At 72.8% G+C, this 20,434-nt stretch carries 21 protein-coding genes; 14 read left to right on the top strand and 7 right to left on the bottom strand.

The window, feature by feature from the left end; translation table 11 throughout:
* Positions 1-134 precede the first annotated feature (134 nt).
* Positions 135-1,493, top strand: coding sequence for a phosphoglucosamine mutase (gene glmM, locus NMK44_RS16830; protein WP_254743823.1), 1,359 nt, complete (start codon positions 135-137; stop codon positions 1,491-1,493).
* A 76-nt stretch (positions 1,494-1,569) separates the two neighbouring features.
* Here the strand turns inward: glmM and NMK44_RS16825 are convergent, their stop codons facing one another.
* From NMK44_RS16825 to NMK44_RS16815, 3 genes are read right to left on the bottom strand one after another with little or no spacing between them, the layout of a single operon-like run.
* Positions 1,570-2,511: a DUF389 domain-containing protein gene (locus NMK44_RS16825; RefSeq protein WP_254743821.1), complete on the bottom strand. Its 942-nt coding sequence runs from the start codon at positions 2,509-2,511 to the stop codon at positions 1,570-1,572.
* Positions 2,512-2,522: 11 nt separating this feature from the next.
* Positions 2,523-3,530, bottom strand: a complete 1,008-nt coding sequence (coaA, locus tag NMK44_RS16820; protein ID WP_254743819.1) for a type I pantothenate kinase — start codon at positions 3,528-3,530, stop codon at positions 2,523-2,525.
* A gap of 57 nt (positions 3,531-3,587) precedes the next feature.
* Complete coding sequence (locus NMK44_RS16815) at positions 3,588-4,364, bottom strand: hypothetical protein (RefSeq protein ID WP_254743818.1); 777 nt, start codon at positions 4,362-4,364, stop codon at positions 3,588-3,590.
* A gap of 116 nt (positions 4,365-4,480) precedes the next feature.
* Between NMK44_RS16815 and glmS the strand changes: the two genes are divergently transcribed.
* Positions 4,481-6,328 (top strand): glutamine--fructose-6-phosphate transaminase (isomerizing), encoded by a 1,848-nt coding sequence (gene glmS, locus NMK44_RS16810; RefSeq protein WP_254743816.1) that lies wholly within the window; start codon positions 4,481-4,483, stop codon positions 6,326-6,328.
* 10 nt (positions 6,329-6,338) lie between these two features.
* Positions 6,339-6,707: a holo-ACP synthase gene (locus tag NMK44_RS16805; protein WP_254743814.1), complete on the top strand. Its 369-nt coding sequence runs from the start codon at positions 6,339-6,341 to the stop codon at positions 6,705-6,707.
* A gap of 30 nt (positions 6,708-6,737) precedes the next feature.
* On the opposite strand, the gene bla is transcribed toward NMK44_RS16805, so the two are convergent.
* Complete coding sequence (gene bla, locus NMK44_RS16800) at positions 6,738-7,670, bottom strand: class A beta-lactamase (RefSeq protein WP_254743812.1); 933 nt, start codon at positions 7,668-7,670, stop codon at positions 6,738-6,740.
* 162 nt (positions 7,671-7,832) lie between these two features.
* Between bla and NMK44_RS16795 the strand changes: the two genes are divergently transcribed.
* On the top strand, positions 7,833-8,726 hold the full coding sequence (locus tag NMK44_RS16795; RefSeq protein WP_254743810.1) for a LysR family transcriptional regulator: 894 nt from the start codon (positions 7,833-7,835) through the stop codon (positions 8,724-8,726).
* Positions 8,723-9,622, top strand: a complete 900-nt coding sequence (locus tag NMK44_RS16790) for a serine hydrolase (protein WP_254743808.1) — start codon at positions 8,723-8,725, stop codon at positions 9,620-9,622. Before NMK44_RS16795 ends, NMK44_RS16790 begins: the two co-directional genes overlap by 4 nt.
* A gap of 7 nt (positions 9,623-9,629) precedes the next feature.
* Here the strand turns inward: NMK44_RS16790 and NMK44_RS16785 are convergent, their stop codons facing one another.
* Both NMK44_RS16785 and NMK44_RS16780 read right to left on the bottom strand, forming a co-directional pair.
* Positions 9,630-10,406, bottom strand: a complete 777-nt coding sequence (locus NMK44_RS16785) for a maleylpyruvate isomerase family mycothiol-dependent enzyme (protein ID WP_254743806.1) — start codon at positions 10,404-10,406, stop codon at positions 9,630-9,632.
* Positions 10,407-10,575: 169 nt separating this feature from the next.
* The gene (locus tag NMK44_RS16780; RefSeq protein WP_254743804.1) at positions 10,576-12,021 is read right to left on the bottom strand and encodes an NAD(P)H-hydrate dehydratase; all 1,446 of its coding nucleotides are present in this window, start codon (positions 12,019-12,021) and stop codon (positions 10,576-10,578) included.
* Positions 12,022-12,179: 158 nt separating this feature from the next.
* Here NMK44_RS16780 and NMK44_RS16775 point away from each other — a divergent pair, with 158 nt between their 5' ends.
* The 5 genes from NMK44_RS16775 (at position 12,180) to NMK44_RS16755 (ending at position 16,813) form a co-directional block, all read left to right on the top strand.
* Positions 12,180-13,388 (top strand): RNA-guided endonuclease InsQ/TnpB family protein, encoded by a 1,209-nt coding sequence (locus tag NMK44_RS16775; RefSeq protein ID WP_254743802.1) that lies wholly within the window; start codon positions 12,180-12,182, stop codon positions 13,386-13,388.
* Positions 13,389-13,481: 93 nt separating this feature from the next.
* Positions 13,482-14,636 carry an alanine racemase gene (gene alr, locus NMK44_RS16770; protein ID WP_254743800.1) on the top strand — a complete coding sequence of 385 codons (1,155 nt, stop codon included), beginning with the start codon at positions 13,482-13,484 and terminating at the stop codon, positions 14,634-14,636.
* Between the two features lie 2 nt (positions 14,637-14,638).
* Positions 14,639-15,853 (top strand): alpha/beta fold hydrolase, encoded by a 1,215-nt coding sequence (locus NMK44_RS16765; RefSeq protein ID WP_254743798.1) that lies wholly within the window; start codon positions 14,639-14,641, stop codon positions 15,851-15,853.
* A gap of 15 nt (positions 15,854-15,868) precedes the next feature.
* Entirely contained in the window at positions 15,869-16,369 is a 501-nt protein-coding gene (gene tsaE / locus NMK44_RS16760; RefSeq protein ID WP_254743796.1) for a tRNA (adenosine(37)-N6)-threonylcarbamoyltransferase complex ATPase subunit type 1 TsaE, read from the top strand.
* A gap of 249 nt (positions 16,370-16,618) precedes the next feature.
* Complete coding sequence (locus NMK44_RS16755; protein ID WP_254743794.1) at positions 16,619-16,813, top strand: hypothetical protein; 195 nt, start codon at positions 16,619-16,621, stop codon at positions 16,811-16,813.
* 219 nt (positions 16,814-17,032) lie between these two features.
* Here the strand turns inward: NMK44_RS16755 and NMK44_RS16750 are convergent, their stop codons facing one another.
* Positions 17,033-17,590, bottom strand: coding sequence for a hypothetical protein (locus NMK44_RS16750; RefSeq protein ID WP_254743792.1), 558 nt, complete (start codon positions 17,588-17,590; stop codon positions 17,033-17,035).
* A gap of 221 nt (positions 17,591-17,811) precedes the next feature.
* Between NMK44_RS16750 and tsaB the strand changes: the two genes are divergently transcribed.
* From tsaB to NMK44_RS16730, 4 genes are read left to right on the top strand one after another with little or no spacing between them, the layout of a single operon-like run.
* Entirely contained in the window at positions 17,812-18,486 is a 675-nt protein-coding gene (gene tsaB / locus NMK44_RS16745) for a tRNA (adenosine(37)-N6)-threonylcarbamoyltransferase complex dimerization subunit type 1 TsaB (RefSeq protein WP_254743790.1), read from the top strand.
* On the top strand, positions 18,483-19,049 hold the full coding sequence (gene rimI / locus NMK44_RS16740) for a ribosomal protein S18-alanine N-acetyltransferase (protein ID WP_374215282.1): 567 nt from the start codon (positions 18,483-18,485) through the stop codon (positions 19,047-19,049). The genes tsaB and rimI overlap by 4 nt, the downstream gene beginning before the upstream one ends.
* On the top strand, positions 19,042-20,172 hold the full coding sequence (gene tsaD / locus NMK44_RS16735; protein WP_254743788.1) for a tRNA (adenosine(37)-N6)-threonylcarbamoyltransferase complex transferase subunit TsaD: 1,131 nt from the start codon (positions 19,042-19,044) through the stop codon (positions 20,170-20,172). The genes rimI and tsaD overlap by 8 nt, the downstream gene beginning before the upstream one ends.
* Positions 20,169-20,432, top strand: a complete 264-nt coding sequence (locus NMK44_RS16730; RefSeq protein ID WP_254743786.1) for a hypothetical protein — start codon at positions 20,169-20,171, stop codon at positions 20,430-20,432. The genes tsaD and NMK44_RS16730 overlap by 4 nt, the downstream gene beginning before the upstream one ends.
* Positions 20,433-20,434: the final 2 nt, after the last annotated feature.

The raw sequence follows: 20,434 nt of genomic DNA, 5'->3' as shown, positions 1-20,434 counted from the left end.
CCCAGCGGATTCGCTGTTCATTCGAACGCCCCGGCGGCACCACCCGTGCCCCGGGGCGTTCGGCTATCGCCACCAGGGGGCGTATACCTACAGGCAAGCTCCTGCCCCCCAGCTCGTAATCTCGGAGGACACCAGTGGGACGACTCTTCGGTACGGATGGTGTACGCGGTGTCGCGAACGCCGACCTGACGGCTGAGATGGCACTCGGTATGTCGGTCGCGGCGGCGCATGTGCTCGCCGAAGCGGGAACCTTCGAGGGACACCGGCCGGTGGCCGTGGTCGGGCGGGATCCGCGCGCGTCCGGGGAGTTCCTGGAGGCCGCCGTGGTGGCGGGGCTGGCCAGCGCGGGTGTGGACGTCCTGCGGGTGGGCGTGCTGCCGACGCCCGCGGTCGCCCATCTCACCGGTGCGCTCGACGCCGACCTCGGTGTGATGCTCTCCGCCAGCCACAACCCGATGCCCGACAACGGCATCAAGTTCTTCGCCCGCGGCGGCCACAAACTGGCCGATGAGCTGGAGGACCGGATCGAGACCACCTACCGGTCCCACGCCTCCGGCGAGCCGTGGGACCGGCCGACCGGCGCCGGGGTGGGCCGGGTCCGCGACTACGAGGAGGGCTTCGACAACTACGTGGCCCACCTGGTCGGGGTCCTGCCCAACCGGCTCGACGGGGTCAAGGTCGTCATCGACGCTGCCCACGGCGCCGCCTCCCGGGTCTCACCGGAGGCGTTCGCCCAGGCAGGGGCCGAGGTCGTCACCATCGGCGCCGAACCGGACGGCCTCAACATCAACGACGGTCATGGCTCCACCCACCTGGCGAAACTCCAGGCCGCCGTGGCCGAGCACCGCGCCGACCTCGGGGTCGCCCACGACGGTGACGCCGACCGCTGCCTCGCCGTGGACGCCACCGGCCGCGAGGTCGACGGCGACCAGATCCTCGCCGTCCTCGCCCTCGCCATGCGCGAGGCGGGCACCCTGCGCCACGACACGGTGGTCGGCACCGTGATGTCCAACCTCGGCTTCAAGCTGGCCATGGGGCGGGAGGGGCTCCAGCTCGTCCAGACGGCGGTCGGCGACCGCTATGTGCTGGAGGAGATGAAGCGCCATGACTACGCGCTCGGCGGTGAGCAGTCCGGACATGTGATCGTCCTGGACCACGCCACGACCGGCGACGGCACCCTGACCGGTCTGCTGCTGGCCGCCCGGGTCGCCGCCACCGGCCGCACCCTGGCCGACCTGGCGGGCGTCATGGAGCGGCTGCCGCAGGTGCTGATCAACGTCCCGGACGTGGACAGGTCCCGCGTCGCCTCCAGCGGCGACCTCGCCGCCGCGGTCGCCGAGGCCGAGCGCGAGCTCGGCGAGACCGGCCGGGTGCTGCTGCGTCCCTCCGGCACCGAGCCGCTGGTCCGCGTGATGGTCGAGGCCGCCGACATCGACCAGGCCCGCTCGGTGGCGGGCCGGCTGGCCGACGCCGTGAAGTCGGCCCTCGGCTAGTCCCACCGCCGCAGAACGCGGAGGGGCCGTCCCTACGGACGGCCCCTCCGCGCGTTCCGCTCCCGGCGCCTTCCGGCTACGCCCGGCGCGGGGTCCGCCGGTGCTGTCTGCCCCACAGCGCCTTCTGCGCCAGCAGCGTCAGCGTGCCCGCCACGATGATCCCCGCCAGGTTCAGCAGCAACTGCTCACTGGACCCCACCATCTGGTCGATCTCGCCGTACCCCAGCGCCACCGCCGCGTTGGCCGCCGCCGGGACCGTGGTCACCGAGATCGCCACCCCCACCAGCGCCCCCGACTTCGCCGAGGTCAGCGAGAGCGTTCCGGCGATGCCCGCGAGCACGGCCACCACGAGCGAGAACAGATCCGGGTTCCAGATGAAGTCGGTGTTCGGGCGTTCCCCCTCCAGCATCTCCCGGCCGAACAGCCCGACCGCGTCCATCGCCATGCTGAACGCCGTGGTCAGCGCCATCGCCGCCGCGAACCCCACCAGCAGCGCGACCGCCGAACGGACGGCCAGCCGCGGGGCGCGCCGGACCAGCGCGGTGCACAGCCCGGCCAGCGGGCCGAACTCCGGACCGACCGCCATGGCGCCCACGATCAGGATCGCGTTGTCCAGCACCACACCGCAGGCCGCGATCATCGTCGCCAGGACGAGGAAGGCGAGATACGTCACGGAGAGCGTGGACTCCTCGTGGGTGGCCTCCGCGAGCTGTTCCCACACCACCGCATCCGCGCCCTCGCCCGGCGCCTCCTCCTCGGCGGCGTCGGCGCGCTTCGACAGCGACAGGTCGATGTTCTCGGCGGTGATCGCCCCGTCCTCGTCGAGCCCCAGCCCGCGCAGCTCGTCGATCAGCGGATCGGCCGCCTCCCGTGCCACGTCGCACATCACGAGGTCCCCCGCGGGGTCGCGCGCGGCGCCGGGCAGAACCACCAGATGGGTGGTGCCGACGGTGTCCGCCACGGTGCGCACCACCGTGTCGGTGCGGTCGGCCGGGACGATCAGCCGCAGATGCAGCACGGGCGGTCTCCTCAGAGTTTGCGCAGGGACAGCCGCTGCACTTTGTGGTCCGGCCCCTTGCGGAGCACGAGCGTGGCACGCCCCCGGGTGGGCTGCACGTTCTGCTGGAGGTTGGGCTTGTTGATGGTGCGCCAGATCATCCGGCCGTAGTCCAGCGCCTCCTCCTCGGAGACCTGGGTGTACTTGCGGAAGTACGAGGACGGATCCTGGAACGCGGTTTCGCGCAGCTTCCGGAAGCGGCCGAGATACCACTTCTCGATGTCATCGGTGCGGGCGTCCACGTACACGCTGAAGTCGAAGAAGTCGGCGAGCCCGACCCGGGTCCGCCCGTCCGTCCCCGGCAGCGCCGGCTGCAGCACATTGAGCCCCTCGACGATCAGGATGTCGGGGCGGTGCACGGTCAGCCGCTCGTCCGGGACGATGTCGTAGATCAGGTGCGAGTAGACCGGCGCCGTGACCTCCGCCTTGCCCGCCTTCACATCGGCGACGAAGCGGGTCAGCGCCCGGCGGTCGTACGACTCGGGGAACCCCTTGCGGGACATCAGCCCGCGCCGGTGCAGCTCGTCGTTGGGGTAGAGGAAGCCGTCGGTGGTGATCAGCTCCACCCGCGGATGCTCCGGCCAGCGGGCCAGCAGCGCCTGGAGCAGCCGCGCGGTGGTGGACTTGCCGACCGCGACACTGCCCGCCACCCCGATGACGAACGGGGTGCCGGGCTGGGTGCCGCTGCCCTTCTTGGTGTCGCCGAGGAAGGTGTTGAGCGCGCCGCGCAGCCGTCCGGTGGCCGCGACGTAGAGGTTGAGCAGCCGGGAGAGCGGCAGGTAGACGTCCCGCACCTCGTCGAGGTCGATGACGTCGCCCAGCCCCCGCAGCCGTTCGACCTCCGCGGCGGTCAGCGGCAGCGGTGTCTTGTCCCGCAGTGCGCTCCACTCCGAGCGCGAGAGATCCACGTACGGGCTGGCCTCGCTCCGCCGCTGCGGTGCGCGCACGGTGCGCGCTTCGCGCGCGGTTGACGTGATCACACCTTCATTGTCGGGGCTCGGCCCGGAAGTGTGGGGCGGGCGGAGGCGTGGGGTCGGTCACCCCGGCTGGGCGCCGATGGTCTTCGGCGGTGTGACGGTCACGGGGGTGCCGTGGTCGGTGAAGTCGATGGCGACGTCGGTGCTCGTACCGTCCAGTATCGACGTCAGTTCGATCCGTTCGACGCACCCGTCCTCGGTCACGTTGGCATGTGCCCATACCGGGTAGTCCCCGATGGCCGGGCGGGCCCGTTCGAGCACCGCGCGACTCCTCCGGTCGAGACGGTGTGTCGCGGTGTCGAAGTCGAGCCAGCCCGCGTAGCGGTAGGCGCGGTGCGGGGGGTACCCGGTCGCGCCCTCATAGGAGACCTTGCGGAGCTGGGAGATCTGCTCCAGCACGTACTCGGGGTCGTTCAGCGGGGCCGTCAGCGGGGCGTGTGCCTTGGCTTCGGCACGGTCGGTGACACTCCGGGTGCCCCGGGGGCGCCCCGGTACGGGCGACATGAAGACCTTTCCCTCGCTGAAAGTCTCTTTCCGGCGGCCGGTGCCCGGCAGGGCGACCGACAGTTCGCCCCGGTCGCGGGCGAAGTCGAATGAGCCCTTGATGGTGGCGATGCCCTCCTCGGTGCCGTGGCGGACCGTGATGGTCTCCTCGACGCGGACACTGGTCCGCCGGGTCCTGGCAACGGCCTCGCGGAGGCGCTCACCAGGTCTCTTCTTGGCGGCCTTCGCCTTCCCGGTGGCTCTGCCACCCTTGGCCGTCTCCTTCTCGGACGTATCGCACCCGGTGCCTAACGCGAGCAGCGCGACAAGCGTGAATAGGGTGATTCGCCTCACTATTCCCCCCAGGAAGATGAGATGACGGCCTCCGGCCGTATCCGCGCATTATGCACGGCGCCCATGATGCGCGGGCCGTCGTCCGTCCCCGTGGGGGCGGGCCGTACGCTGCCTCCATGTGCGGAATCGTTGGTTATGTGGGAGGGCAGTCCGCCCTCGATGTCGTCCTGGCCGGTCTCAAGCGGCTGGAGTACCGCGGCTATGACTCGGCCGGGGTGGCCGTGCTCGCCGACGGCGGGCTGGCCTCCGCCAAGAAGGCGGGCAAGCTCGCCAACCTGGAGAAGGAGCTCGCCGACCGCCCGCTGCCCAGTGGCGGCACCGGTATCGGCCATACGCGGTGGGCGACCCACGGCGGTCCGACCGACGTCAACGCCCATCCGCACCTGGACAACGCCGGCCGGGTCTCCGTCGTCCACAACGGCATCATCGAGAACTTCGCGGTGCTGCGCGCCGAGTTGGCCGAGCGCGGCCATGAGCTCACCTCGGAGACCGACACCGAGGTCGTGGCGCATTTGCTCGCCGAGGCCTTCTCCTCCTGCAATGACCTGGCCGAGTCGATGCGCCAGGTGTGCCGTCGGCTGGAGGGCGCCTTCACCCTGGTCGCGGTGCACGCGGACGCGCCCGACGTGGTGGTCGGGGCGCGCCGGAACTCGCCGCTGGTGGTCGGGGTCGGCGAGGACGAGGCGTTCCTCGCCTCCGATGTGGCCGCGTTCATCGCGCACACCCGCGAGGCCATCGAGCTGGGCCAGGACCAGGTGGTCGAGGCCCGCCGGGAGGGCGTGACGGTCACCGACTTCGACGGCGCGCCCGCCGAGGTCCGTCCGTTCCACGTGGACTGGGACGCCTCCGCCGCCGAGAAGGGCGGCTACGACTACTTCATGCTCAAGGAGATCGCCGAGCAGCCGAAGGCGGTCGCGGACACCCTGCTCGGCCGGATCGACCTCTCCGGCAGCCTCTGCCTGGACGAGGTGCGGATCCCCGCGTCCGTGCTGCGCGAGGTCAGCAAGGTCGTGATCGTCGCGTGCGGCACCGCCTACCACGCCGGCATGATCGCGAAGTACGCCATCGAGCACTGGACGCGGATCCCCTGCGAGACGGAGCTGGCGAGCGAGTTCCGCTACCGGGACCCGATCCTGGACCAGCGCACCCTGGTGATCGCCATCTCGCAGTCCGGCGAGACCATGGACACCCTGATGGCGCTGCGGCACGCCCGTGAGCAGGGCGCCAAGGTGCTGGCGATCTGCAACACCAACGGGTCGACGATTCCGCGCGAGTCCGACGCGGTGCTCTACACCCACGCCGGGCCCGAGGTCGCGGTCGCCTCGACCAAGGCGTTCCTCACCCAGCTGGTGGCCTGCTACCTGGTGGCGCTGTACCTGGGACAGGTGCGCGGCACCAAGTGGGGCGACGAGATCCTCTCGGTGATCCGCGAGCTGTCGGAGATCGCCACCCAGGTGGAAGAGGTCCTGGAGACGATGGAGCCGGTCCGTGAGCTGGCCCGGACCCTCGCCGACAAGAACACGGTGCTCTTCCTCGGGCGCCATGTGGGCTTCCCGGTGGCGCTGGAGGGCGCGCTCAAGCTCAAGGAACTGGCGTATATGCACGCCGAGGGCTTCGCGGCCGGTGAGCTGAAGCACGGTCCGATCGCGCTGATCGAGCAGGATGTGCCGGTGGTCGTCGTGGTGCCGTCGCCGCGCGGGCGCTCGGTGCTGCACGACAAGATCGTCTCCAATATCCAGGAGATCCGGGCGCGCGGTGCCCGCACGATCGTGATCGCCGAGCGCGGGGACGAGGCGGTGGCGCCCTACGCCGACCACCTGATCGAGATCCCGCAGACCCCGACCCTGCTCCAGCCGCTGGTGGCCACCGTGCCGCTCCAGGTCTTCGCCTGTGAGCTGGCGACCGCGCGCGGCAACGAGGTCGACCAGCCGCGCAACCTGGCCAAGTCGGTGACCGTCGAGTGATCGTGATCCCGTGATCATCGGTGTCGGTATCGACGTGGCCGAGATCGACCGTTTCGCCGATGCCCTGCGGCGTACCCCGGGGCTGGCGGAACGGCTGTTCGTGGCGGACGAGCTGACGCTGCCGAGCGGCGAGCGGCGCGGGATCGCGTCGCTCGCCGCCCGGTTCGCGGCCAAGGAGGCGCTGGCCAAGGCGCTGGGCGCGCCGGGCGGGCTGCGCTGGACGGACGCCGAGGTGGTGACCGAGGAGTCCGGCCGTCCGCGGCTGACCGTCCGCGGTACGGTCGCGGCGCGCGCGGCGGAGCTGGGCGTCCGCGGCTGGCACGTCTCGCTGAGCCATGACGCGGGGGTCGCCTCCGCGGTGGTGATCGCCGAGGGGTGACCGGGGCCTCCCGGACGGGGCCGGGGGCCGCTACCCCAGGGTGTCGGCCACCACCCCGGCCGCCCGGGCCAGCAGCTTGTCGTCGGGCTCGGCGTCCTTCGCGGTGCGGTTCGTCATGATCGCCACGACGATGGGGGCCGCGTCCGGCCGCCACACCACCGCGATGTCGTTGCGGGAGCCGTAGGTGCTGCCGGTGCCGGTCTTGTCGCCGACCGTCCATGTCTTCGGCACACCCGCCCGGATGGTCGTGGCGCCCGTGGTGTTCTTCCGCAGCCAGGTGGTGAGCTGCGCGCGCTCGGGCTTGCCGAGCGTGTCACCGAGGACGAAGGCGCGCAGGTCCTTGGCGAACGCCCGGGGGGTGGTGGTGTCCCGGGTGTCCTTCGGGTCCCAGTCGTTGAGCTCCGGTTCGCGCCGCACCATCCGGGTGGTGTGATCGCCCATCTTCTCCAGCGCGGCGTCGAGGGCCTTGGGGCCGCCGAGTTCGGCGAGGATCAGATTGGCCGCGGTGTTGTCGCTGTAGCGGACGGCGGCGTCGCACAGCTCGCCCAGGGTCATCCCGGTGCCGGTGTGCTTCTCGGTGATCGGGGAGTAGGCGGCCAGATCGTCCTTGGTGTACCTGATCTTCTTGTCCATGCCCTTGAGCGAACGCTCGCGCAGGACGGTACCGGCGGCCATGGCCTTGAAGGTGGAGGCGAAGGGGAAGCGCGAACCGTCGTGGTACGCCACCTCGCGTCCGGTCCCGGTGTCGATGGCGTAGACGCCCAGCCGCGCGTCGAACGCCTTCTCCAGCTTCTTGAACTCATCGCCGGCCGCGCGGTCGGCGGCGGGCGCGGCCGCCGTGGTGGATGCGCTCCCCTTGGCGGAGGACTCCGGGGAGTCGTCCTGGCCGCAGGCGGCGAGCGGAACGAGCACGAGGGTGGCGAGCGCACCGCGCAGGGCGCGTCGGGAGCGGGTCTGGCGCATGGTCCGGGACCTCCTGACCGGCCCCGTCGGACGGGGCACACGGGGGGTGGAACGACGGGTATGGCGTCCTGACCACCCTCGTCGCCTGCGGCTATGCGGTCCAATACGCTTCTGGGCGGTTCCATGAGGAAAGGGCATGACAGCCCCTCTAGAGTGAGAGCCGTGGATCTGGTGGGAGCGTGCCGTGCCTTCGTGAGCGTGAGCGAACGCGGGAGTTTCACCGTCGGGGCCGCGGCCGCCCGGATGTCCCAGCCGGTGGCCAGCCGTCGTATCGCCGCGCTGGAGGCGCACCTCGGCGAGCCGCTGTTCGAGCGCACCTCACGGCGGGCCGTCCTCACCCCGTTCGGCCGGGAGCTGCTTCCGGCGGCCCGGCAGCTCGTGCAGGCCGCCGATGTACTGCGGCACGAGGCGGAGGCCGCCAAGCGCAAACCGTGGCGGCTGGCGATGCCCGGTATCTGCTCCACCGTCGACCTCGCCCGGCTGGTGGCCGACGCGCGCGGCCACGGGATCACCCTCGACCTCCGCGTCGCGCCGCCGGACCTGCGGGCGGAGCTGGTCCGCTCCCAGCAGGTGCGGGCCGCCCTGCTGCCGGTGCCGCCGGACGAGGCGCTGTGGTCGGTACCGCTCGGGCTGGCCGGATCGGGGGATCCCGGGGTCAGACGCGTCTATCTGGAGACCCTGCGGATGGGCCGGGGCGCGCCCGAACCGCCCCGCCGGATCCGGATCCAGCCGGAGGACGACGTTCCGCACATCCGCGATCCGCTGACCCGGCTGCGGGACGCGGTCGGGCTGCGCCCCGCCCAGTTGGTGGTCGCCGCCGACCTCACCTCGGCCGCGGCGGACGTGCTGTGCTCCGACGACCTGCTGCTGTGCTCACCCGCCCAGGCCCGGGAACTCGCCCTGCACTGGCGGCCGATCGGCGAGCTCGCGCTCACCCGGGGCTACGCGGTCACCGCCGCCGCGGCCGGTAACCCCCGGCACGTCCAGGACCGTCTGGGCGACGCGCTGGCGCGTTGTCTGGGCGCCGCACCGTCCACCGAGGGAGCCGTGGCATGACCGAGGCGCTGCTGCGCGAGATGCGCGGACAGTTGCGCGACGGCGGTCTGCGCGGCTATCTGCTGGTGCGGGACCTGGGCACCGGTGAGGAACTGGGCATCGAACCGGACGCCCAACTGCCGTCCGCCTCCCTGGTGAAGGTCCCGCTCGCGCTGGCCACGGCCGAGCGCGTCCGGCGCGGTGAGCTCGACGGGGCGGCCCCGGTGGAGGTTCGGCCCGGCCGGATCACCACCCCCGGCCCCACCGGGCTGAGCCGGTTCCGCCACCCCGCCCGGATCGCCGTCGACGACCTGGTCTATCTGAGCACCTGCGTCAGCGACGGAACCGCCGCCGACGCCCTGTTCGAACTCACCCCGCCCGAGCATGTCGCCCGGATCCTCCAGGAGCTCGGACTGCACGGAATCACCGTCCGGCACACCATGCGGGAGCTGTCCGACACCCCCGAGGAGCGGTTCGGCGGCGCGCAGGCCCACCTCGCCCACGCCCTCGCCATCGACGCGGGGACCTCCGGCCGCGGCCACCGGGTGCCGCAGCTCGACACCACCCGCGCCAACACCGGCAGCGCCCGCGCCTGGGCCGATCTGCTCCAGGCGCTGTGGACGCCGTCCGCGGTCCACCCGGAGGTGGCCGCGCGGGTGCGCGGTCTGATGGCCCACAACCTGATGCGGCACCGCCTCGCGCCGGACTTCGGCTCGGACGCCACCACCTGGTCCTCCAAGACCGGCACCCTGCTCAACCTCCGCCATGAGATCGGCGTGGTCGAGCACGCCGACGGCCAGAGCTTCGCCGTCGCCGTACTGACCGAATCCGTGGTGCCCGCCAGCCGCCAGCCCGGTGCCGAGGCCCTGATGTCCCACGTCGCCCGGACTCTGCGGGACCACCTCCGACAGCTCTGACCGCCGTTCACTCCAGCCAGAAACCGGTCCGCGTCAGCCACAGTTCCAGCAGGGCGCCGTCCCCGAGGACATCGACGCCGGGCGCGGGCCGCCGGTAGAGCAGCAACAGCAGCTCGGTCAGCGGCCCGCGCACCGTCACGGCCGCCCCCTCGTCCGCACGGCGCCAGACCGGTGCGGGGCCGGTGAGGTCGACCAGCCACCGCGCCCCGGTGTCCACGGCGTGGAACCGGAGGGTCCGGGCGGGTCCGAGCAGCGGGGGCCCGGACTGCTCGGACGCGTAGGCCTCCGGCACGGTGCCGAAGTCCATCCACTCGTCGAGCGCGTCGGCCGCCAACTCCTCGTCGAGGGTGTACTCCGCGCCGACCGTCAGGGCCGCGTCCGCCCGGTGCACGGCTGTCTCATGCGCCATCCGACGGGCCCAGAACATCGGGGTGCCGCCCGGTCCCGGCGTCCACACCGGGACGTCGGGCCCGGCCGCGCGCAGGGTCTCCGCCAGCCGCGCCGCGCCCTCGCCGAGGCGGACGCCGAGCGCCTCCGCGTCCTCGCCGGCGATCCGCGGGACGTCGTTGACCAGCTCGTCGGAGACCGGTTCCGTCGCCCGGGAGCCGACGGCCCCCTGGGCCCAGCGGTGCGTACCGTTCACATGGCGCAACAGCTGCCCGAGGTTCCACCCGGGGCAGCCGGGCACCGGAACATCGAGGTCGGCATGTCTGACGAGGTCCCTCAAGCGCTCGGTCTGCGCGACGATTTCGACGGCGTAGCGGTCCAGGCTCAGGGCGGTCATACGAGTCAGGCTACGGACCGCCCGGAGCCCCGCCACCGGTTTTCCCCACCCGGTCGCCCGTCGGCGGTCCCGTTCGGCCGTCAGTCGTGGCCTTCCGGTGCCGTGTTCGGGCGGACGTCGGTCGTGCGCCGGTCGCTCGGCTGTCCGGCGTTCGTCGGCCGGGGCCGTGTCAGGCGAGGACGTCGCGCCAGGCTTCGGTCAGGGCCGTCGCCACATCGTCGGCCGCGATCGGGGCGCCGTGGGGGCCTGCCGCGCGGCGGGCGGCGAGGCCGTGGAGGTAGGCGCCGACCGAGGCCGCGTCGGCGGCGGCGAGGCCCGATGCGAGGAGTGAGCCGGTCAGTCCGGACAGCACGTCACCACTGCCCGCCGTGGCCAGCCAGCCGGTGCCGGTGGGGTTGATCCGCACCGGGCCCGCACTGTCCGTGACCAGCGTGGTGGACCCCTTCAGGAGCACCGTGGCGCCGTAGCGCCCGGCCAGCTCCCGCACCGCCGTCAGCCGCCCCGACTCCACCTCCTCGCGGGAGACGCCGAGCAGGGCCGCGGCCTCGCCCGCGTGCGGGGTCAGCACCGTGGGCGCCGCACGTCCGCGGAGATCGCCGGAGGGCAGGAGGCGCAGCCCGTCGGCGTCGACCAGGACCGGGACGTCGGAGGCGAGCACGTCCTCCAGCGAGTGGCGGGCGGCCGCGCCGTCGCCGAGACCGGGGCCGACCACCCATGCCTGTACGCGGCCCGCCTTGGCCGGGGGACCGGCGTGCACCAGCGTCTCGGGGAAGCGTGCGATGACCGCGTCGGCCGCCGGGCCCACGTAGCGCACGGCCCCCGCGCCGCCGCGCAGCGCGCCCGCGACGGCCAGCACCGCGGCGCCCGGGTAGCGGGCGGAGCCCGCGACCACGCCGACCACCCCGCGCCGGTACTTGTCGCTCTCCGCCGACGGCCGCGGCAACAGCGCCGCCACGTCCCCGTGCTGGAGCGCCTCCGCGTCCGGTACGGACGGCAGGTACGGCTCCAGGCCGATGCCGATCAGTCGCAGCGCCCCCGCGTGGCCACGGGCGGGATCGATCAGCAGCCCCGGTTTGTACGCACCGAAGGTGACCGTGGCGTCGGCGCGTACCGCGGCGCCCCTCACCTCACCGGTGTCGGCGTCCACCCCGCTCGGCAGGTCCACCGCGACGACCGTGCCGCGCACCGCCCGCGTCAGCCGCTCCGCGGCCTCCCGCAGCCCGCCCTTGCCGCCGATGCCCACGATCCCGTCCAGCACCAGTGCGGCGCGGGCCAGGGTCGGTTCGGCGCGGTCGTCATCGGCCGGTACGGCACGTCCGCCCGCCGCCAGCAGCGCGCGCAGACCCCCCGGATGGGCCCGGTCCGGGGCCAGCAGGACCGCGGTGACCCCGGCGCCGCGCCGGGCCAGCCGGGCGCCCGCGTAGAGCGCGTCGCCCCCGTTGTCCCCGCTTCCGGTCAGTACCGCCACCCGGGCCCCGGACACCCGGGGCAGCAGATCTGCGCAGGCCGCGGCCAGTCCGGCCGCCGCGCGCTGCATGAGCGCTCCGTCCGGCAGCCGCGCCATCAGCTCCCGCTCCGCGGCCCGTACGGTCTCGACGCTGTAGGCAGTCCTCATCGGGATTCCTCCGTGGATGCCCCGGCCTTCAGGCCGGGGAGGGAACGGACTCCTGCGGAGCAGGGCCGGGAGAGCCGAGTCGCTGTCAGGGCGATTCGGCTTTTGCCGGCCACCGGCCGACACTTCATGCTTACAAAGGAATTGATAGGATGTGAGGCATGACGCAGCAGGTGAAGCGGGCGTTCAGGTACCGCTTCTATCCGACGGACGAGCAGGCGGCGGAATTGTCGCGTACGTTCGGCTGTGTCCGTGTCGTCTACAACCGGGCGCTGGAGGAGCGCACCCGTGCCTGGTACGGCGAGCAGCGCCGGGTGTCCTACGTCCAGTCCTCCGCCGCACTGACGGAGTGGAAGAAGACCGAGGAACTGGCGTTCCTTGCCGAGGTGTCCTCCGTTCCGCTCCAGCAGGCGTTGCGCCACCTTCAGACGGCGTTCGGGAACTTCTTCGCCAAGCGGGCGGAGTATCCCCGGTACAAGAGCCGGAAGAAGTCCCGCGCGAGCGCGGAGTACACCCGCTCCGCCTTCACCTGGTGTGACGGGCGCCTGACGTTGGCGAAGATGACCGCGCCACTGGACATTCGCTGGTCGCGCCCGCTCCCGGTGGGGGTGGAGCCGACCACGGTGACCGTCTCCCGTGACGCGGCGGGGCGCTGGTTCGTGTCCCTGTTGTGCGAGGACACCATCGCCCCTGCCCCGGGCACGGACGCGGCGGTCGGTATCGACGCCGGGATCACGTCGCTGGTGACGCTGTCCACCGGGGAGAAGATCGCCAATCCCGGGCACGAGCGCCGTGACCGGACCCGGCTCGCGAAGGCTCAGCGGGAGCTGTCCCGCAAGGCCAAGGGCTCGAACAACCGGGAGAAGGCCTGCCGGAAGGTCGCCAGGGTCCATACCCGGATCGCCGACCGCCGCCGGGACTTTCTGCACAAGCTCACCACTCGGCTCGTCCGTGAGAACCAAACGGTCGTGATCGAGGACCTCACCGTCCGCAACCTGCTGAAGAACGGCAAGCTCGCGCGCGCCATCTCGGACGCGTCGTGGACGGAGCTGCGCTCGATGCTGGAGTACAAGTGTGCCTGGTACGGGCGTGAACTCGTGGTGATCGACCGCTGGTTCCCCAGCTCGAAGCTGTGCGGGGCCTGCGGCACGGTCCGCGGGAAGCTGCCGCTGAACGTCCGTGTGTGGACGTGCGACTGCGGTGCCGTGCATGACCGTGACGTGAACGCGGCATGCAACATCCTGGCCGCCGGGCTGGCGGTGTCTGCCTGTGGAGACGGTGTAAGACCTCAACGGGAGTCCTCCCGGGCGGGGCGGTCGTCGGTGAAGCAGGAACCCCAGCGGGCGACCGCTGGAATCCCCCGCTGTTAGGCGGGGGAGGAAGTCAAGGTCACAGTCTCCCGAACTCTCCGTGCGTGGAAGCACACACTCCGATCGGCGGACGGGCCTGAGAGACTGACGGGGATGGACGAGACACCGATGCGTGCCCGAGCCGTGGTCGATCTGGCCGCCCTGCGGGACAACGTTCGGGCGCTGCGTGCCGCGGCGCCCACCGCCGAGCTGATGGCCGTGGTCAAGTCGGACGGCTACGGTCACGGCGCGCTGCCCTGCGCCCGCGCCGCCCGCGAGGCCGGTGCGAGCTGGCTGGGGACGGCCACGCCGGAAGAGGCGCTCGCGCTGCGCGCGGCCGGGGACACCGGCCGGCTGATGTGCTGGCTGTGGACGCCGGGCGGCCCCTGGCGGGAGGCGATCGAGGCGGACATCGACGTCTCGGCCAGCGGCGTGTGGGCCCTGCGGGAGGCCGCCGCCGCGGCCCGCGCGAGCGGCCGGACCGCCCGGGTCCAGCTCAAGGCCGACACCGGCCTCGGCCGCAGCGGCTGCCAGCCCGCCGACTGGCCCGCGCTGGTCGCCGAGGCGCGCGCCGCCGAGGCGGAGGGCAGTGTGCGGGTGACCGGACTCTGGTCCCACTTCGCCTGCGCCGACGAGCCGGGCCACCCCTCCATCGAGGCCCAGCTCACCGTCTTCCGCGAGATGCTCGCCCAGGCCGAACGGGCCGGGCTGCGGCCGGAGGTGCGCCATCTGGCCAACTCCCCGGCCACGCTCACCCTGCCCGCCTCCCACTTCGACCTCGTCCGCACCGGTATCGCCACCTACGGCATCTCGCCGAGCCCCGAGATCGGCGTGCCCGCCGACTTCGGGCTGCGGCCGGTGATGACGCTGTCCGCCTCGCTCGCCTCGGTGAAGCGGGTGCCGGGCGGCCACGGGGTCTCCTACGGGCACCGCTATGTCACCCCGGGCGACACCACCCTCGCCCTGGTGCCGGTCGGCTACGCAGACGGCATCCCGCGCCATGCCTCGGGCACCGGTCCGGTGCTGGTCGCCGGGAAGTGGCGGACGGTCGCGGGCACGGTGGCCATGGACCAGTTCGTGGTGGACCTCGGCGGCGACAGCGCGGTCGAGGGCGAGGAGGCGGTGCTCTTCGGGCCAGGGGACCGGGGGGAGCCGACCGCCGAGGACTGGGCACGTGCCGCGGGCACGATCGCCTACGAGATCGTCACCCGTGTGGGTTCCCGGGTGCCACGCGTTTATGTAGGTCATTCGGGGGGCACAGGGATCTGACCATGGGCGACGACAGCACGGCAGAGATGGCGACACGGGTCGCGGCGGGGGCCACAGCCGTGGGCTGGAGGCGCGGAGCCGGGTTCGCGGGCGCCGCGATCGGCGTCCTCGCGGCGGGAGCCGCGGCGGGCGTCGCCCTGGAGCGCCTCACGGTCGGCCGCGGCGTACGGCGCAAGGCGCGCCTCGCGCTGGACGCCGAGGGCCCGTACGGCACGCTGCGCGGCACCCCCGGCAGGGCGGTGGCCGACGACGGCACCGAGCTGTACTACGAGGTGGAGGAGGTCCGGGAGAGCCCGGCACCCCCGTCCTCCCGGCGCAAGCGGCGGTTCGGCCGCAAGGCCCCGACCACCCCGGTCACCATGATCTTCAGCCATGGCTACTGCCTGGCCCAGGACTCCTGGCACTTCCAGCGCTCCGCGCTGCGCGAAGTGGTCCGCACCGTCTACTGGGACCAGCGCTGTCACGGCCGCTCGGCCCGCGGCTGCGCCCAGGCCGACGGTGACGCCCTCACCATCGACCAGCTCGGCCGCGATCTGAAGGCGGTCATCGACGCCGCGGCGCCCGAGGGCCCGCTGGTGCTGGTCGGCCACTCCATGGGGGGCATGACGATGATGGCGCTGGCCGCGCAGTACCCGGAGCTGGTCCGGGACCGGGTGGTCGGCGTGGCGTTCCTCGGCACCTCGGCGGGCCGTCTCGGCGAGGTCAGCTTCGGCCTCCCGGTCGTCGGGGTCAACGCGGTGCGCAGGGTGCTCCCGGGGCTGCTGAAGGCGCTGGGCTGGCAGGTCGAACTGGTCGAGCGGGGCCGCCGGGCCACCGCCGATCTCTTCGCCGGGCTGATCAAGCGCTATTCGTTCGGCTCCAAGGACGTGGACCCCGGGGTCGCGCGGTTCGCCGAGCGGCTGATCGAGGCCACCCCGATCGATGTGGTCGCGGAGTTCTACCCGGCGTTCCTCGCCCATGACAAGGCCGGGGCGCTGCCGCATTTCGACGGGCTGCCGGTGCTGGTGCTGGCGGGCGACAAGGACCTGATCACGCCCATGGAGCACAGCGAGGCCATCGCGGAGCTGCTGCCCGGTGCCGAACTGGTGATCGTCGAGGAGGCCGGCCACCTGGTGATCCTCGAGCACCCCGAAGTGGTCAACGGACATCTGACCGAACTGCTGGCCAGAGTGGTGGACGGCGTCGAGGGACGGGCCCGGCGAGGGGTCTCCGGCTGAGTACCATCGGCCGGTATGGACGTAGCGACACGCATCACCGTCACCTCCCCCGAGCAGATGAAGGACCTGGGCCGCAGACTCGCCGAGCTGCTGCGCCCCGGCGACCTGGTGCTGCTCACCGGTGAGCTGGGCGCGGGCAAGACCACGCTGACCCGGGGCCTGGGGGAGGGCCTGGGCGTGCGCGGCGCGGTCACCTCGCCGACGTTCGTGATCGCCCGGGTGCACCCGTCGCTGGGCTCCGGTCCGCCGCTGGTCCACGTGGACGCCTACCGGCTGGGCGGCGGTCTGGACGAGATGGAGGACCTCGACCTCGATGTGTCGCTGCCGGAGTCGGTGATCGCGGTCGAATGGGGCGAGGGCAAGGTCGAGGGGCTGTCCGAGGACCGGCTGCACGTGGTGATCGAGCGGGCGGTGGGCGACGGCGCGGCCGGTGACCCGGACGACGCCCGCGGTGTGGTGGTCACCGGGGTGGGGCCGCGGTGGGCCGGTGCGGATCTGGCGTCGCTGACCGGATGACCCGTCCGCGGTCGTCCCTGTCCGCGCGCATCACCGCTGTCCTCCCCGCGCTCACCCCTGTGCTCGTCCCCGTCCGCGTACGGGATGACGGACGGCTGACGGGGTACATTCCGACAAGCCGTCGGCATGATGTTGCGCTGTGGGCATCGGCCGTGGTCACATGGGAGGGGGAGCGTGGTTAGGCGTGCCTAACCACCTTCGGATTTTTCCCTGTTCGTCCGAGTGCCCCAGGACCCTCAGGAGGCATCCATGTCGGCCCAGGAACCCGTCGTCGGGACAGACCGGCGCGACGACGGCCGCCCGCCGTCGATGAGGGATCTGCTGGCGGCCTGTGCGGCGGCCAGCGCGGTGTCCACGCCCCCGGCCGAGGAAGCGGGCTCCGCCGCCGAGCGGTCGGCATCCGAGCCCGACGAGGCCACGCGCGAGCGCCGCGACGCCGCGTAGCGGACCCCCGGCAGGCAGTCGGACCGCCCAGGCCCTTTCCTGCCGGTCATCGCGGGCCCGCGATGCCGGCACCGCGCCTCGCCGCATTGTCGGGATCATCCGAGTGCGCCCGGTACGAGGACGACCCTCCGCCCTGCGATCCGCCCCCGGCCAACGCCGGGAGGTGCCCACCTGCGCCGGACACCGCGGCCTGATCCACGAAGACCGGCAGGGCAGGACCTAGGCGATCACCACGACCGCGGTGCCGGCCTGCGCGAACTCCCACATCGCCGAGCCGTCCGCCCGTGCCTCCCGCACCGCGCCCGTCCGCTTCCGCGCGTCCGGGTCCGGCATCGTGCCGTCCATGGCCGCGCTGAAACCGAACACCACGCCCCCTTCCGAGTGGAAGACGACGACGTGCTCGACCTGCACCCCGTCCGACCCCACACCGCCCGGGTCCCGCGAGGTGACCTTGTACGTCCCCGGGTCCGGGCTGGCCGAGCTGGGGCCGACCGCGAAGGTGCGGGTGGCCCGGCCGTCCGCCCCGACCAGCCACACCCGGCGGTCCCCGAGCGCGTAGACGACCCGGGTGCCGGTCCCCGAATTCCTGGGCAGGACCGTGGACTTCTTCTTGGTCTTCTTCGCCCGGTCCTCCGACCCGTCGGAGTGCGAACCGGGCCGGGCCTGCGTGGGATGGTCGGGCGCGGTCGCCGCGGCCTGGTAGCCGAGGAAGGCGACGGCGCCGAGTGCGGCGGCGGTGAGAACGGCGACGGCGGGCCCGGTGCTGCTCCTCGGCACGGCGGACATCCTCTCCTGCGGTCAGTACGCGCTCACGGCCCGTACGCACTTATGGCGACGGTAGCACCGGCGCGTGGCACGGGTGTGCGCTCACCGCGCCCCACCACCGGCCTGTTGCCCCCTTGGTACGAAGGACGCAGCCCCGGGGTCGGGGGTTCACGGCGGACGAACGCCGCCGCAGACCGAAGAACGATCTTCCAGGGGCGCCGTAGGCTGTCCTCGTGCTGTTGCTCGCTCTTGATACCGCCACCCCCGCCGTCACGGTCGCTCTGCACGACGGCTCCGAAGTTCTCGCCGAGTCCGCCGACATCGATGCCCGGCGCCACGGTGAGCTGCTGCTCCCCGCCGTCCACCGGACCCTGCGGGCCGCGGGCACCGAGCTGGCCGAGGTGACGGACATCGTCGTCGGGGTCGGCCCCGGCCCCTACACCGGGCTGCGGGTCGGGCTGGTGACGGCCGCGACCTTCGGCGCCGCCCTCGGCATCCCCGTCCACGGGCTGTGCACGCTGGACGGGATCGCGTACGCCGCCGGGCGGGCCGGGCTGACCGGCCCCTTCGTCGTGGCCACCGACGCGCGCCGCAAGGAGGTCTACTGGGCCCGCTACGACGATCCGCTGACCCGGGTGACCGAGCCCGCCGTGGACCACCCCGCCGATCTCACCGAGGCCGGGCCCGTCGCCGGGCTGCCCGCCATCGGCGCGGGCGCCCTCCTCTACCCGGCCGCCTTCGCCGAGGTGCCGTCCGGGATGCCCGAGCACCAGTCGGCCGGGGCGCTGGCCTCGCTGGCCGCGGCGAAGCTGGCGCGCGGTGAGGAACTGCTGCCGCCCCGGCCGCTGTACCTGCGCCGCCCCGACGCCAAGGTGCCCGCGAACTACAAGGTGGTCACCCCCAAGTGACCGGCCCGACCGTGACGTTGCGCGAGATGCGCTGGTGGGACATCGAACCCGTGCTGGCGCTCGAGGAGGAGCTGTTCCCCGACGACGCCTGGTCGCGCGGGATGTTCTGGTCCGAGCTCGCCCACGCCCGGGGCCGGGACGTCACCCGTCACTACGTGGTCGCGGAAGCGGGCGGCGCCGGGACGGACCAGGATCCGGAGCCGGGCGCGATAGTCGGCTACGCCGGGCTCGCGGTCTTCGACCACACCGGCGACGTCCAGACCATCGCCACCGCCCGCGACCACTGGGGCACCGGGCTCGGCGCCCGGCTCCTCACCGATCTCCTCGGCGCCGCCACCGCCTTCGAGTGCCGGGAGGTGCTCCTTGAGGTGCGCGTCGACAACACCCGCGCACAGCGCCTGTACGAGCGCTTCGGCTTCGAGCCCATCGGTTTCCGCAAGGGCTACTACCAGCCGGGCAACGTGGACGCCCTCGTCATGCGGCTGACCGATCCGGCCGCGCCCACGACCCCTTCCGCGGCCGTGCCGCCCCCCTCAGTACAAGGAACGAAGACCCATGGCTGACGAACCGCTCGTCCTCGGCATCGAGACCTCCTGCGACGAGACCGGCGTCGGGATCGTCCGCGGCCACACCCTGCTCGCCGACGCGGTCGCCTCCAGCGTGGACGAGCACGCCCGCTTCGGCGGGGTGGTCCCCGAGGTCGCCAGCCGCGCCCATCTGGAGGCGATGGTCCCCACCATCCAGCGGGCCCTGAAGGAGGCCGGGGTCGCCGCCTCCGACCTCGACGGCATCGCCGTCACCGCCGGTCCCGGACTCGCGGGCGCCCTGCTCGTGGGCGTCTCCGCGGCCAAGGCGTACGCCTACGCCCTCGGCAAGCCGCTCTACGGCGTCAATCACCTCGCCTCGCACATCTGCGTCGACCAGCTCGAACACGGCCCGCTGCCCGAGCCGACCATGGCGCTGCTGGTCAGCGGCGGCCACTCCTCGCTGCTCCTCGCCCCCGACATCACCTCCGACGTCCGCCCGCTGGGTTCGACCATCGACGACGCGGCGGGCGAGGCGTTCGACAAGATCGCCCGGGTGCTGCACCTCGGCTTCCCCGGCGGCCCGGTCATCGACCGCATCGCCCGTGACGGGGACCCCGACGCCATCGCCTTCCCCCGCGGTCTCACCGGTCCGCGGGACGCCGCCTACGACTTCTCCTTCTCCGGCCTGAAGACCGCCGTGGCCCGCTGGATCGAGGCCAAGCGCGCGGCGGGCGAGGAGGTGCCGGTCGCCGATGTCTCCGCCTCCTTCCAGGAGGCCGTCGCCGATGTGCTGACCCGCAAGGCCGTCCGCGCCTGCAAGGACGAGGGCGTCGACCACCTGATGATCGGCGGCGGCGTCGCCGCCAACTCCCGGCTGCGCGCCCTGGCCGAGCGCCGCTGCGAGGACGCGGGCATCACCCTGCGCGTCCCGCGCCCCAAGCTGTGCACGGACAACGGCGCGATGGTCGCGGCCCTCGGCGCGGAGATGGTCGCCCGCGGCCGCTCGGCCTCCGCCTGGGACCTGTCCGCCGACTCCTCGCTCCCGGTGACCGATCCCCATGTCCCCGACCCCGAGGCGCATACGCACTCCCACGCCCACTCCCACACGCATGACCACGACCATGTGCACGAGCTGAGCCGGAAGAACCTCTACGCATGACCGTCGCCCTGATGTGGGAGGCCCGTGCGGTCGAGGGCGCCGGAGCCGATCTGCTCACCTGGGCCGCCCGACAGCCCCTGGACCCGCCCCCGCTGCGCCGTGAGACCTTCCGCGCCCCCGGGGACCGGGTCCTGGTCATCACCTGGTGGAACGCCGCCTACGACACCCCGGGCCTGCCCGAACTCCCCGATCCCCCCGAGCACCTGACCCGCCGCACGGTCCACCGCTGGCGCTTCGAATCGGTCGCGGACGGGAGCTGAAC

Source organism: Streptomyces cucumeris, from assembly GCF_024295805.1.
GTDB lineage: Bacteria > Actinomycetota > Actinomycetes > Streptomycetales > Streptomycetaceae > Streptomyces > Streptomyces cucumeris.
This window is presented reverse-complemented; position numbering and strand designations above follow the sequence as displayed.